Here is an 11,944-nt window from a genome sequence, read left to right as displayed (position 1 = left end):
CGCCAGCAGCACGCGGGTCAGCGCCGCGGTGCGGGTGATCCCGGCGTAGTTCACCGCCGCCAGCAGCACGACCGCAGCCGCGGCGGCAGCGCGCTCGTGACCGGGCGCGACGTAGGCGGCGAACGTCAGCGCCATCGCCGCGCAACTCGCGGTCTTACCGATCACGAATCCCCAGCCGGCGAGGAATCCCCACCAGTGCCCCAACCGCTCACGCCCGTAGACGTAGGTGCCCCCGGCCATCGGGTAGACCGCCGCGAGCTGTGCGGAGGCGACCGCGTTGCAGTAGGCGATCAACCCGGCGATCCCCAACGCAAGCAGCAGCCCGGTACCCGCCGCGGCGGCCGCGGGCGCGAACGCGCCGAACACTCCGGCACCGAGCATCGAGCCGAGCCCGATCAGCGTCGCGTCCACCGCACCCAATCGCCGCTGCAGGACAGCTTCGGACGGTGTGGAACTCATCGGCGCTCCGTTTCGCCATCAGGGGTTCGCCATCAGGTGAGGTCGGCGAAGCGTTCGACGTCGCGGGACCGACCGGAAACGATGAGGATGTCGCCCTCGTACAGCCTCGTGTCCTGGGTGGCGTAGGTGAAATCCGCGCCGGGACGCTTGATGGCGACGACGGTCACTCCGTACTTGCTGCGGACCTTGCTCTCGCCCAGCGCGTGCCCGGCGGCCATGGCGGGGGCGCGGGTTTTGACCATGGCGTAGTCGTCTTCGAACTCGATGTAGTCCAGCATCCGGCCGGTCACCAGGTGCGCCACCCGCTCACCCATGTCGTGCTCGGGAAGCACGACGTGGTGCGCGCCGACCCGTTCGAGGATGCGCCCGTGCTGGCGGCTCACGGCCTTGGCCCAGATGTGCCCGATCTCGAAGTCGGCCAGCAGCGAGGTCGTCAGGATGCTGGCCTCCAGATCGTCTCCGATGGCCACGACCGCGCGGTCGAAGTCGGGCACGTCGAGCTGCCGCAGCGCCTCCGGGTCGGTGCTGTCCGCGACGGCGGCGTGCGTGACCGAATCGGAGAACTGCTGCACGACGTGCGGCCGGGTGTCCAGGGCGAGCACCTCGGTGCCCCGTTCGATGAGTTCGACCGACAGCGAACCGCCGAACCGGCCCAGCCCGATCACGACCACGCGCGAGGGATTGCTGCGGGAGTTCTTAGCCGACAATGGGACGTTCCTCCGGTAGGTCGTAGCGACGGGTGCGTTCCCGCAGCGCGAGAGCGGAAGCCAAGGTGATCGGCCCGACGCGGCCGGTGAACATCAGCACCACCAGGATGAGCTGCCCGGCGGTCGGCAGCTGGCCGGTGATGCCGGTCGACAACCCCACGGTGCTGAACGCGGAGACCGACTCGAACAGCACCGCGTCGAGCGAGAACGGAGTGAGCACCAGCAGCGCCAGGCAGGCGGCGAAGACAAGGCCGACGCCGACCAGGACCACCGTCAGGGCTTGCCGGTGCACCTCGCGCGGCAGCTTGCGGCCGAGGACGTGCACGTTCGGCTCGCCGCGGACTTCGGCGAGCATCACGAACGCCAGCAGCGCGAACGTGGTCACCTTGATCCCGCCCGCCGTGCCTGCACTCCCGCCGCCGATGAACATCAGCACGTCGGTGATCAGCAGCGTGGCCGGTTGCAGTTCGCCCGTGTCCACGCTGTTGAATCCCGCGGTGCGCGGACTCATGCCCTGGAAGAAGCCCGTGAGCATCTTGCCGCCCACCCCGAACTGCCCCAGCGTGTCCGGGTTGTCCCACTCGATGGCGGTGACCGCGACCGTGCCCAGCACCGCGAGCACGGCGTACGCGCCCAAGGTGATGCGGGTGTGCAACGACCAGCGGCGCTGCCGGCCCCGCAGGTGGCGCACGATCTCGAACAGCACGGGAAAACCCAGTCCGCCGAGCACCAGCGCCGCCACGATCGGCAGGCACACCCACGCATCGGTCGCATACCGGACCAGGCTGTCCGAGAACAACGCGAACCCGGCGTTGTTGAACGCCGAAACGGCGTGGAACACGCCCAGATAAGCCGCGTTCCCGAGCGATTCGCCGTAGTGGCCTGCGAACCTGGCGAACAGCACCAGCGCGGTCAGCGCTTCGACGGCGAGGCTGAGCACGACCACGCCGGAGATCACGCGGCGCACTTCACCGAGCCCGAAGCTCTTGGTCTCGGTCTGCGCGCTGCGTTGCAGTCGCAGCCCGAGGCGGCGGGTGACCAGCAGCCCCAGCAACGAGGCCAAGGTCATGATGCCGAAGCCGCCGATCTGGATCAGGCCCAGGAGCACGACTTCACCGAAGGTCGACCAGTGCGCCGATGTGTCGACCACGTACAACCCGGTCACGCACACCGCCGATGTCGCGGTGAACAGCGCCGTGCTCCAGCTCGTGGCTTCGCCCGTTTCGGTGGCCGCAGGCAGCATCAGCAGTACCGTGCCGACCAGCACCACCAGACCGAAACCCATCGCGACCACGCGCGCCGGATGCCGGGTGCCCGGCAGCCGCGAACGGACCGAGCGCCGCAGCGCCGACCACGCGGACCGCCCGGGGACCGCCGTTGCTCCTACCGGCACCGCCGCCCCCGGCTCTCACCAGCACACACATTCCCGGCCACAAGCGCGAGAACCTACCGGGCCCGGCGGCCACCACCAACACGACGTGACGAAGTCGTGCGCAGCCGACCGAACCCACGACGGAAGATCTCGTAGGTCCGGCGCCGGGCCGTTGTATCCACGTGCAACGCGGTTGACTTGTTTGTCCGTCGTGCGGCAAGTTTTCCTGCCGGTTTGCTCGTCTAACGATCGGAGGAACGGTGTCCGGCGCTTCGTCGACGCGGACGTCCGGCGACCCCGGCACCGGAACCCGGTTGCCCGCCGAGATCTGGGTGCTGCTGTGCGGCAGCTTCATCGTCGCGGTGGGCATGGGCATCGTGTCCCCCGCGCTGCCCGCCTTCGCCACCTCCTTCGACGTCGGCGTGACCGCGGCCTCGTTCATCGTCAGCGCCTTCGCGCTCATGCGGCTGGCGTTCGCGCCGGTCAGCGGGCGGCTGGTGGCGTTGTTCGGGGAACGGCGGATCTACGTCCTGGGCATCTCGATCGTCGGAGTGAGCAGCGCGGCCTGCGCGTTCGCCGGGTCGTACTGGCAGCTGCTGCTGTTCCGCGCGCTCGGCGGTATCGGCTCGACGATGTTCACCGTCTCGGCCGTAGCGCTGCTGGTCCGCCTGGCGCCGCCGCACCTTCGCGGGCGGGCCTCCGGGCTGTGGGCGACGAGCTTCCTGCTGGGCAACATCTCCGGGCCGATCGTCGGCGGCGTCATGGTCGGCTTCTCGCTGCGCCTGCCGTTCCTGACCTACGGTGCCGCGCTGTTCCTGGCCGCGTTCGTCGGCTGGCTGCTGCTGCGGAACTCGACGCTGGCCGCGCCGGTCACCGGCGACGCTGCGGCGATGACCGTCGGCGATGCGCTGCGGATGCCCAGCTACCGGGCCGCGCTGCTGTCGAACTTCAGCACCGGGTGGGCCGTGCTCGGCGTGCGAATCGCGCTGATCCCGCTGTTCGTGGTCCAAGTGCTGCACTCCACGCAGTCCATGGCGGGCGTGGCGCTGTCGGTGTTCGCCGCGGGCAACGCAGCGGTGATCATGATTTCCGGACGGCTGTCCGACACCCGCGGGCGCAAACCGCTGGTGCTGACCGGGCTCGCCGTCACCGCGGTCGGCACCGCGGCACTGGGTTTCAGCACCTCGATACCGATGTTCTTGGCGTCCTCACTGGTCGCCGGGGTGGGTGCGGGCCTGCTCAACCCGGCGCAGAACGCGGCCGTGGCCGACTTGATCGGCACGAAGAACAAGGGCGGACCGGTACTGGCCGCGTTCCAGATGGCCGCCGACGTCGGGGCGATCCTCGGGCCGCTGATCACCGGGGTCCTCGCCGACGCGGTGTCGTACCAGGCGGCGTTCGCGGTCACCGGGTTGACCGCGTTGCTCGCACTGGGCGTGTGGCTGACCGCGCCGGACACCCGCGGCCGCGCGGAAACCTGAGCCCTGCGCGAGCCTTCGCTCCTCGCCGTCGAGGGAGGCCCACTCGCCTCCGAGGGAGGCGCAGTGGCGCCCAGAACTCTATTCGCGCGCGCCCGGGCGGACGACGATCCGCCGACGAGGGCCGCATCGCTGCCGCCGACCGGCGGACCGGCTCAGTCGCGAGGCTTGGCCTTGCGCGCGTGACGCGCGGCTTTGAGGGGTTCGGGCAGGAAGCGGTTCAGCAGCGCTTCGCGCTTGGTCGCGCCATCCCCCGCGACTATCTCGGCCTTGCCCGCCAGCAGCGCGTCGAAGCCTTGGCGGGCGACCTCGGTTTTGTCGTTCTTGCCTGCGTTCGGGCCGAATGCGGTGTTGTTCATCCCGGCGCGGGCGTGGAAATCGCTGTTCGTCGCGCCGGGCAGCATGGTGGTGACACTGACGCCGGTGCCGCGCAGCTCTTCCCGGAGCCCGAGGGCGAACATGCGGGTGAACGCGCGCGAAGGTCCGTAGACGGTTTCGTACGGCGTCGGCAGCGTGGCCGACACCGATGACGTGATCAAGATCCGGCCCCGGCGCTGCCCGGCCATGGCCGTCGCGACCCGCTTCGCCAGCTGCACCACCGAGCTGACGTTCAGCTCGATCAGGTTCAGCTCCTGATCGAGGTCGTTGTCGAGGAAGGCGCCGCCGATGCTGACCCCCGCGTTGATCGCGGCCGCCTCCAGCGGCCGGTCGGTCGCCGCGACGGCTCGCCAGACCTTCTCGACTTCCGCCCGGTCGCTCAGGTCCGCCCGCACGGCTTCGACCCCGGCGCCGAGGCGCCGGAACTCCTCGGCGGCGGCATCGATGCCGGCGCTGCGCCCGGTGGCGACCAGGTCGAACCCGCGCCGGGCGAACAGCGCGGCGAGCTCGTAGCCGATTCCGTTGGACGCGCCGGTGACCAGGGCCAGCGGCCTTCCGTTGCGCATGGGTCGCTCCTGTTTCATCGCGGGCGGAAACGCTCCCACCGGGGTCGGCCATTCCGCCCGCGACGATGCATGACCCGCGGTCCGGCCTTCCGGCGGCCGGACCGCGGGCCGGTCGAGGATCAGCGACCGAGGACTTTGCGCAGCGTCCCGAGCAGCACCTCGACGCGGTCCGGGCCCGCGTTGGGGCCCATCAGACCGATGCGCCACACCGTGTTGGCGTACTCGCCCGCACCGCCGCCGATCTCGATGCCGTAATCGTTGAGCAGCTGCTTGCGCACGTCGGCGGAGTCCACCTGCTCCGGCACGACCACGCTGGTGAGCTGGTGCAGCCGATGCCCTTCGGCCGCGAACAGTTCCAGGCCCATCTCCTGCAGGCCGCTCTGCAGCGCCGCACCGGCTTCGCGGTGGCGTTCGGCCACCGCCGGCATCCCCTCCTCCAGGACGCGCCCGAGCGCGGCGTGCAGCGACGCGACCATCGCGGTGGGCGCGGTGTGGTGGTAAGCGCGGCCGCCGGACGCTCCGCCGGTGACGTAGTTGCCGATGAGGCCGAGGTCCAGGTACCAGGTCGTCGGCCGCTCGACCCGCCGCTGCCAGGCCCGTTCGGAGACCGTGAAGGGGGCGAGCCCGGGCGGCACGCCGAGGCACTTCTGGGTGCCCGCGTAGGCGATGTCCACGTTCCACGCGTCGAGTTCGATCTGCTCGCCGCCGATGGAGGTCACGCAGTCGGCCAGCAGCAGGGTCCGCTCGTCGCGCTCCCGCAGTGCCGCCCCGAGCGCCCGGATGTCGCTGCGCACACCCGTGGAGGTCTCGGCGTGCACGGCGGCGACGATCGACGGGCGGGGGTGCGCGGCCAGCACGCGCTCGATGTCGACCGGCCGGCCCCAGGTGTGCTCCACGCGCACGACCTCGGCGCCGTAGCGGGCGGCGACGTCGCACATCCGCTCGCCGAACAGGCCGTTGACCGCGACCACGACGACATCACCCGGGTGCACGAAGTTGACGAAGGCGGCTTCCATGCCGATCGAGCCGGTGCCGGAAAGCGGGAGCGTCCGGGCGTTCTCGGTGCCCCACACCGCGCGCAGGCGGCTGCCCGTCTCATCCAGCATCGCGAGGAACTCGGGGTCCAGGTGCCCCAGCATCGGGCTCGCCAGGCCCGCAGTCGCCTCCGGGTAGGCGTTCGTGGGTCCAGGTCCGAGCAATGAACGTTCGACGAGTGCCATACGGCCACCCTAGGTGAATCGTTGCACCGCACCTCAAGGCGTGGTCGGCGCTCGGCACGCCGCCGCGCGAGTCGGCACCGCGACCGCCGGCGAACCTCGGCCGCACTACCGGCCCTTTCACCGATGTGCGCAGCGACTACGGCTGACGGTGATCGCCCAACCGGTTCGGGTCAGCGGGCGAGCTTGCATTCGCGTGCGATCCACGGACGACGGTTCAACAAGGCCGTCAGTTCGTTCCGCGACCACAGCACGATGTCCGGACGCTTGGCGGCGTCGTCACCATGCCCGTCGGCGGCCGGGGAACACCCCGGCTCCCGCTGCATTTTCGCTGCCCGGTGCGGCGCGGCTCGCACGTCGACCGGGGAAGTCGGTGAACGGCGACGGTTAGGATGCCGGTCATGTGGTCGCTGCCGTGGGCCGAAGTACTGGTGGGCGAGAAAGGGCGTTCGTGGCGAACGGTTCCGCAGGTGCGCACGGTTCTCGTGGTGGTGCACACGGTGACCGCGGCGACCCGGCTGTTCGACGTGCTCGGCCTGTGGGCGCGCGATTCCCGGGTGCAGACCGTCTTCACCTGCACCGGGACCAGCGCCTTCAGCCAAGGGACCGAGGAATTCCTGCGGGATCGGGGAATTGAGCCGATCACCTGGCAGGCGGCGGTGGAACGCGAATTCGACCTCGCGGTCGCCGCGAGCTACGGGGGGCCGTTGCACGATGTGCAAGCCCCATTGCTCATTCTGCCGCACGGCATGGGATACAATAAATTGCAACCCGGTTCCCGGTTCCCGGTTCCCGGATCCCGGAGCCGGTCTTCGGTCTTTCCGAGTCGTCGTTGCTGCACGACGGCAGGCTCATCCCCTCGGTGGCGGTCCTGTCGCACTCCGAGCAGCGAGAACGGCTCCGCGAGTACTGCCAGCAGGCCGTCGACATCGCGCTGATCGCCGGTGATCCGTGCTTCGACCGGATGCTGGCGAGCCGTCCGCTGCGGGAGACGTACCGGCGGCACCTCGGTGCGCACCCGGACCAGCGGGTGCTCGTGATCTCCTCGACCTGGGGCGAGCAATCCCTCTACGGCTGCTTTCCGTCGCTGGTCTCGCAGCTGGCGCGGCGGCTTCCGCTGGACGAGTACCGCATCGTCGTGGCCCTGCACCCGAACATCTGGTGCGCGCACACCCCGTGGCAGGTCCGGAACTGGACCGGCGAATGGACGCGCGCCGGTGTCACCGTGCTGCCTCCGGAAGAAGGCTGGCGCGCCGCGCTCGTCGCCGCGGACCTCGCCATCGGCGACCACGGTTCGGTCACGTTCTACGCAGCGGCGCTGGGCGTTCCGGTGTTGCTGGCATCCGCTCCGGTGGAAGCGGTCGACCCGGCCTCCCCGATCGCCCGGCTGCTGCGGACCGCACCGCGACTCGACCCGGACGGCGAGCTGCCGGCTCAGCTCGAATCGGCGATCACCGCGCACGATCCGGAGCGCTTTTCGTCCATCACCGCGCACACCACGTCGGTTCCCGGGGAATCGGCGCGGCTGTTGCGCTCCAGCGTGTACGGCCAGCTCGGACTCGACGAACCTGCGTTCCCGGCCGAGACCACCACCGCACCACTACCCGATGTTGCGAATGCGGAGCCGATCGGCCAAATCGTGCACCTCGGATTCGGTGACAGCCGGGATCACGCTGTCGTGACCCGGTTTCCGGCCGAATCACTCCGGGACGCGACCCGGCTGCCGCCCGAGGCGGTGCTCGTGGCGACCACGTCCGAAACGTCCCGGCGTTGGCTGGAGTGGGCCGAAATCCTGCTCGACGACGGCCGCTGCGCCGATCCGGGGCAATGGATCCGCGGCACGCTCGCCCGGCGTCCCACGGCGGTGCTGGCGGCGACCAGGGATGCCGCGGGCCGCTGGGTCGTCGGTGGTCTCGACGTCGCGGAGGTGCGATTCACCGGCCCGGACGAGCTGGCGCCTGCCTACGCCGCGTTCTTGCACGCGTGGGTCGCTGCGGACGAGTGCGTCCACGACATGCCCGCGACGGTGACCTTCGGGCTCGGCGGCCGGAACGTGACCGCAGCTGTCGAAGCGAGCTGACCCCCGCCGGTCGGGAAGGGCGGTCAGCTCCGGTCCAGCTCCGCCTGCACCTGTTCGGCCTGGTCCAAGAAGCCCCAGGTGCGGTAGATCGACGCCGAGCGCGTGAAGTGCTCGCGCGTCTCCTCCACGGCGCCGGCGGCGACGGCGCACCGGGCGAGCGCGGCGTGCGCCTGCGCGATCTCGAAGTGCCGGTTCTCCTCGGTCATGTGCCGCAACGCTGCGGTGAGATCGGTGCGCGCTTCGTCCGGACGCTGCAACTCCACGCGCCGAATCCCTCGCCACAGCAACGATTTGTGCTCGTTGTGCAGGTCAGGGCGCGGCAGCGACCGGAACGCTTCGATCGCCTCGTCCAGCAACCCCACGGCGGCTTCCGGCGACTCCACCGACCCGAGATGCATCTTCGCCAGGGCCGTGCGGCGTGCGTCGGCGATTTCCCGGGCCATGGCGAGATTCCGCAGCAGCAGCTCGTGCGCCGCAGCGCGGTCGCCTTGCTCCCGCCGGACCAGCCCGAGCGATTCGACGGCCGTGGCCGCCAGGTCGCGCTCGCCGTGTTCGGACGCCATCTCGTTGGCACGGGCGAACATTTCGGCGGCCTTGTCGCGCTCACCGCGGTGGCGGAAGGCGAATCCGCGTTGCACCAGCGCGAGTCCGGCCACGAGCCGATTCGCGTCGTGATCCCGGCTTTCCTCGACGGCGACCGCGCAGTCGTTGACCGCGTCCATGTCATCGAGGTGCTTGGCCCGCTCGTGGAACGGCCACACCGCGACCGCCAGCGGGCCCACCCGCTCATCGCCGCCGTCCCGCAACAGTTCGGCCACTGCGCGGATGTTGACGCGCTCTGCCGCCAGCCACGCCTCCGGGTCCGGCGGCACGCTGCCCAGTCGGAGGTCCGGCCAGATCCGCTGCAGCCATCCGCGCTGCGGCATGACGGCGTTGCCCGCCGGGATCGCACCGTCCACATAGAACTGGACGAACCGCGAGGACGCCCCGGGATCGCTGTGGTACCGGCGCGCGTGGGCACGCACCAGTCCGTCCACGAAGAACCGATCCGGCGCGCTCTGCTGCACCAGCCTCGCGTCCAACAGCCGGTCCAAACCCTCCCGGACGTCGTCCTCGCGTTCCTCCAGCACCGCAACGAGCGCGGCCACGCTGACGTCACCGGAACCGGGATGGTCGCCGAACGCGGTGTAAAGCCGGCGTGCTCGCTCGTCGAGGCGATCGGCCGCCGTGTTCAGCACCGCGTTCACCGACAGGGACTCATCGCGGGACAGCACGGCCAATCGGCGGTCCTGATCGGACAGTTCGCGCACGAGCCAGTCGATCGGGCGCGTCGGGCGCTGCGCCAGCAGCGCTCCCGCCACGCACAACGCCAGCGTCGATCCCTCGCACCGCTGCACGAGCGCGTCGAGCTGCTCGGGTTCCCGTTGCGGCCGCGGATCGTCCTCGTCCAGGATCCGCCGCAGCAGCAGCCGCGCCGACTCCGGGCTCATCGGATCGAGTTCGACGAACGCGGGCTTCTCCCGCGCGCGCAGCGCCGCCAGCGGACCTGCCTCGGTGACCAGCACGACCGAGCGCCCCAGTCCCGGCAGCAACCAGCGGACCTGCGCGGCGGTGACGGCGTCGTCGACGACGACCGCCACGCGCTTGCCCGTGCTCCAGGACCGGAAGTAGTTCGCGCGCCCCTGCAAGGTCTCCGGGATCTCGTTCACCGCGTAGCCGACCGTGATGAGGAAATCGCGCAGGCACTCGCTTTCCGAACCGGACTCCCCCGCCGCCCCGGACAACCGCGCGTAGAAATGGCCGTCCGGGAAATCCTCGTGGTGCTCGCCGGCCCACTGGAACGCGGTCTCGCTCTTGCCGCCACCGGCCGCACCGCGGAGCACGATCAAGCGCGGCGCTTCGCCGCCCGGCTCGCCGGTGAACCGCGCGGCCTCGGTGATCTCGCGGAGCTGGCGCTCGTTGTTCGTGTAGTTGCGCGTCGGCGGGCGAATCTGCCTGGGCGGATGCGGCGCGGGCCGCGACGGCAGCGAGAAGTGGATCCCGCCCTCGACGTGCCCGGCCTGCACCACCGCGTCCGCTGAGCCTTCGAAGTCGTTCCGGGTCACCGCCGAGCCCCCTGCCGTCCGAAGATCGCCGTTACGAAGATCGAAGACATCAGACTAACGCGCCGCGAAGATCACGACCACGAGATCGGCAGAGCCCGCGCGGCGCGCTTCGCCGGGCCGAGGCGTCACAACCGGCGTCAGCCCGCAGCCTCCGGGGACGAGGTGATCCTGCGGAGGGCGTCGCGGGTGAGTCCGCGATCGTAGGCGCGGGTCCCGAAGGACCGGTGGATCGTGAGCCCTTCGATGAGCGCATCGATCTCCCTGGCGACGTGCGCACCGAAGTGCCTGCGCAGCGCTTTGTGACTGTGGCTCATCCAGTCCGCGACCAGATCGCGGTAGGCGGGTTCGCGCGCGGCCAACGCGTAGAGCTCGTGGGTGAGCACCAGGCCGTCACGGGTGGCGAAGACGTCTTCGTGGATGATGCCGACGACGGCCTCGCGCGCCTCCTCCGGTCCGCGCGCGGCGGTGAGCCGGTCCTCGAACCGGCCGCTGATCGTGGCGCAGAACCGGGAGAAGGCCGCCCGCAGCAACTCCTCCCGGTCGGCGAAGTGGTAGGTCATCGAACCCAGCGGGACGTCCGCGCGGGCGGCGACCTTGCGGTGCGAGGTGCCCGCCACGCCGTCCTCGGCGATGGTCGCCAGCGCCGCATCGATGATCCGCGTGCGCCGATCCGGATCGAAGCGCCGGGCTCTGCCCATGGGTTCGGTCACCTCCGTCGCCGATTCGCCGCACACCGTGGCCGAACACGGTCGCACGCGACGCCGCGGACGGGAACATCACCTCGACAGCCTATAGGTACGATCGTACGCATCTAGCGTACGGTCGTACACATCGGCCGACCTCGCCAGCGAAATCGCAGTTCTCACGGAACGGAATCATGCCGGACCACTTCGCTCCCGCCGGGCAGCTCGCCTGCGGCTCGTCCACTGGAGCCCGCCGCCGCGCGTTGCAGGCGGTGTTCTGCTTCGTCGGGATATCGCTGGCGTCCTGGGTCACCCGCACCCCGGCGATCCGGGAGTCGTTGCACGCCTCGACCGCGCAAATGGGGCTGGTGCTGTTCGGGCTGTCGGCGGGTTCGATGACCGGCATCCTCTCGGCCGGAGCGCTGGTGCGGCGGTTCGGCACCAAGGCGGTTATCACCGGTGGCGCCGCGTTGGTCGTCACCGGGCTCGCCACGCTCGGCGGCAGCACGGCGCTGCAGCTGCCCTCCGGCGCGTTCGGCGGGCTGCTGCTGTTCGGGCTCGGCATGGGTTCGTTCGAGATCGCCACCAACATCGAGGGCGCCGAGATCGAACGGATCGCCGGCAGACCGCTGATGCCGCAGCTGCACGGCACTTTCAGCGCCGGAACCGTCGCAGGCTCGGTGCTCGGGCTGGTGTTCACCCGCGCAGGCGTCGATGTGTTGTGGCACTTGCTCGCCGCGGCCGTGGTGGGCGCGGGGATCGTGGCCGTCTCCGCCCCGTCGATTCCCGCCGGGTTCGCCGTGTCCCGGCGCCCCGTCGAGCACGGGGGCGGCAGCGCCGTGCGCGACCAGCTCAGGCTGTGGAAACAGCGCCGCATCGCGCTGCTCGGCTGCGTGGTG

At 70.5% G+C, this 11,944-nt stretch carries 10 protein-coding genes and 1 pseudogene; 4 read left to right on the top strand and 7 right to left on the bottom strand.

Going from position 1 to position 11,944, the window contains the following annotated elements; all coding sequences use genetic code 11:
- The 3 genes from IJH84_RS26350 to IJH84_RS26340 all read right to left on the bottom strand — a co-directional run.
- Positions 1-459, bottom strand: a 459-nt coding sequence (locus IJH84_RS26350; protein ID WP_295150218.1) for an amino acid permease, incomplete at its 3' end; no start/stop codon positions are given.
- Positions 460-491: 32 nt separating this feature from the next.
- Entirely contained in the window at positions 492-1,166 is a 675-nt protein-coding gene (locus IJH84_RS26345; RefSeq protein ID WP_295150215.1) for a TrkA family potassium uptake protein, read from the bottom strand.
- Positions 1,156-2,487: a TrkH family potassium uptake protein gene (locus IJH84_RS26340; RefSeq protein ID WP_367269101.1), complete on the bottom strand. Its 1,332-nt coding sequence runs from the start codon at positions 2,485-2,487 to the stop codon at positions 1,156-1,158. Before IJH84_RS26340 ends, IJH84_RS26345 begins: the two co-directional genes overlap by 11 nt.
- A 311-nt stretch (positions 2,488-2,798) precedes the next feature.
- On the opposite strand from IJH84_RS26340, the gene IJH84_RS26335 reads away from it, so the two are divergent.
- Entirely contained in the window at positions 2,799-4,019 is a 1,221-nt protein-coding gene (locus IJH84_RS26335) for an MFS transporter (protein ID WP_295150212.1), read from the top strand.
- 152 nt (positions 4,020-4,171) lie between these two features.
- Here IJH84_RS26335 and IJH84_RS26330 read toward each other — a convergent pair whose 3' ends face one another.
- Both IJH84_RS26330 and IJH84_RS26325 read right to left on the bottom strand, forming a co-directional pair.
- Positions 4,172-4,960 (bottom strand): SDR family oxidoreductase, encoded by a 789-nt coding sequence (locus IJH84_RS26330; RefSeq protein ID WP_295150208.1) that lies wholly within the window; start codon positions 4,958-4,960, stop codon positions 4,172-4,174.
- A gap of 119 nt (positions 4,961-5,079) precedes the next feature.
- On the bottom strand, positions 5,080-6,180 hold the full coding sequence (locus IJH84_RS26325) for an alanine--glyoxylate aminotransferase family protein (protein WP_295150205.1): 1,101 nt from the start codon (positions 6,178-6,180) through the stop codon (positions 5,080-5,082).
- Positions 6,181-6,578: 398 nt separating this feature from the next.
- Between IJH84_RS26325 and IJH84_RS26320 the strand changes: the two genes are divergently transcribed.
- Both IJH84_RS26320 and IJH84_RS26315 read left to right on the top strand, forming a co-directional pair.
- Positions 6,579-7,115 carry a hypothetical protein gene (locus IJH84_RS26320; protein ID WP_295150203.1) on the top strand — a complete coding sequence of 179 codons (537 nt, stop codon included), beginning with the start codon at positions 6,579-6,581 and terminating at the stop codon, positions 7,113-7,115.
- The gene (locus IJH84_RS26315; protein WP_295150201.1) at positions 7,040-8,257 is read left to right on the top strand and encodes a hypothetical protein; all 1,218 of its coding nucleotides are present in this window, start codon (positions 7,040-7,042) and stop codon (positions 8,255-8,257) included. Before IJH84_RS26320 ends, IJH84_RS26315 begins: the two co-directional genes overlap by 76 nt.
- 23 nt (positions 8,258-8,280) lie before the next feature.
- Here IJH84_RS26315 and IJH84_RS26310 read toward each other — a convergent pair whose 3' ends face one another.
- Both IJH84_RS26310 and IJH84_RS26305 read right to left on the bottom strand, forming a co-directional pair.
- Positions 8,281-10,362, bottom strand: a complete 2,082-nt coding sequence (locus tag IJH84_RS26310) for a tetratricopeptide repeat protein (RefSeq protein ID WP_295150196.1) — start codon at positions 10,360-10,362, stop codon at positions 8,281-8,283.
- A 137-nt stretch (positions 10,363-10,499) separates the two neighbouring features.
- Entirely contained in the window at positions 10,500-11,060 is a 561-nt protein-coding gene (locus tag IJH84_RS26305; protein ID WP_295150193.1) for a TetR/AcrR family transcriptional regulator, read from the bottom strand.
- 179 nt (positions 11,061-11,239) lie between these two features.
- Here IJH84_RS26305 and IJH84_RS26300 point away from each other — a divergent pair.
- Positions 11,240-11,944, top strand: a pseudogene (locus tag IJH84_RS26300) (hypothetical protein); the annotation flags it as partial.

The organism is Saccharopolyspora sp. (genome assembly GCF_017434145.1).
In the GTDB taxonomy this organism is placed as follows: Bacteria; Actinomycetota; Actinomycetes; order Mycobacteriales; family Pseudonocardiaceae; genus Saccharopolyspora_C; species Saccharopolyspora_C galaxeae.
This window is presented reverse-complemented; position numbering and strand designations above follow the sequence as displayed.